This window comes from Sulfitobacter mediterraneus (assembly GCF_003054325.1).
Lineage (GTDB): Bacteria > Pseudomonadota > Alphaproteobacteria > Rhodobacterales > Rhodobacteraceae > Sulfitobacter > Sulfitobacter mediterraneus.
Map to the genome: position 1 here is coordinate 1 of NZ_QBKU01000037.1, position 1318 is coordinate 1318.

1 protein-coding gene and 1 other annotated feature are annotated in these 1318 nt (G+C 53.9%); the gene reads right to left on the reverse strand.

Going from position 1 to position 1318, the window contains the following annotated elements:
• Positions 1-41 precede the first annotated feature (41 nt).
• Positions 42-1270, reverse strand: a protein-coding gene (locus C8N31_RS20150) for an IS3 family transposase (protein ID WP_420834941.1) whose coding sequence is annotated in 2 segments (ribosomal slippage) — positions 42-976 and positions 976-1270 — 1230 coding nt in all. Because the reading frame shifts where the segments join, the coding sequence is not laid out codon by codon here.
• Positions 867-983 (reverse strand) — a sequence feature (AL1L pseudoknot). Its footprint overlaps the gene before it by 117 nt.
• Positions 1271-1318 lie beyond the last annotated feature (48 nt).

The window sequence follows — 1318 nt, forward strand, 5'->3', positions numbered from 1 at the left end:
TGAACCGCCCCGGTTTTACCGGAGACTGTTAAGCTCGTATTTCAAGCTGCAATGTCGTCAGTTTTCAAGCCTTGATAGTATGCGTCCTCGGCTTCTTGGGGTGTGATGTATCTTAATGGCTCCAGTAGCCGCCTGGTGTTGAACCAATCGACCCATTTCAGTGTTTCCCACTCAACCTGATCTTTGGACTTCCATGGGCCCAAGAGGTTGATGACTTCGGTCTTGAACAAGCCGATCATCGTTTCAGCAAGTGCGTTGTCATATGAATCGCCGACACTGCCGACCGATGGTTCCAGCCCAGCATCGACCAACCGTTCTGTGTACTTGATCGATAGGTATTGAGATCCCCTATCGGAATGATGGATCAGGTTCTCGGCAGGGCTGCGCGCATGAAGAGCCTGCTCCAAAGCGTCCAGCACGAACTGAGTTTCCTGAGATGTCGACGCCTTCCAACCGACGATCTTATTCGCAAAAGTGTCTATGACGAAGGCAACATAAACAAAGCCGCGCCACGTCGACACGAAGGTAAAGTCCGACACCCAGAGCTGGTTGGGCTGAGTGGCCCGGAATTGCCTGTTCACTTTGTCCAACGGGCAAAGCTCAGCCGGTTGACCATAGGTGGTTTTGACCTTCTTGCCCCGCCGAACACCTTCAATGCCAATATCGCCCATCAACCTTTCAACGGTGCAGCGTGCGATATCAAACTTCTCTCGCTTCATCGCATGCCACAGTTTTCGTGCGCCATAGACCGAACGGTTCTCCTGCCAAACACGCAACAGTTCAGGGCGCAGCTCTCCGTCCCGCTTCGCACGATCTGATGCACGATCCGGATCACGCGCGATGGCTTGATGTTCATAGAAAGTCGACGGGGCGATCTGCAGAACCCGGCACATCGGCTCGACCCCATGTTGGTCGCGGTGGTCCTGAATGAACGCGATCATTTCCGAAACGGGCGGTCGAGCTCCGCCTGAGCAAAATAAGCAGATGCCTTCTTCAATATCTCATTGGCTTGGCGCAACTGTCGGTTCTCGCGCTCAAGCTCCTTGATACGATCCCGCTCTGCCGTGGTCATTCCCCCACGCAGACCGCTGTCCGTCTCATGCTGCTTTATCCAGATACGCAGGCTATCCCGGCTGCATCCAACCTTCTGCGAAACCGATGAAATCGCCGCCGACCTGCTTCGATATTCGCTCTCGTGATCCAAGACCATACGCACTGCACGCGCACGTAGTTCGTCCGGATATCTCTTCCCAAAGTTCTTCTTTTCCATAACCCAGTATCCTTACTTCTGGGTCTCCGCCAAACAAGGGGCGGTTCA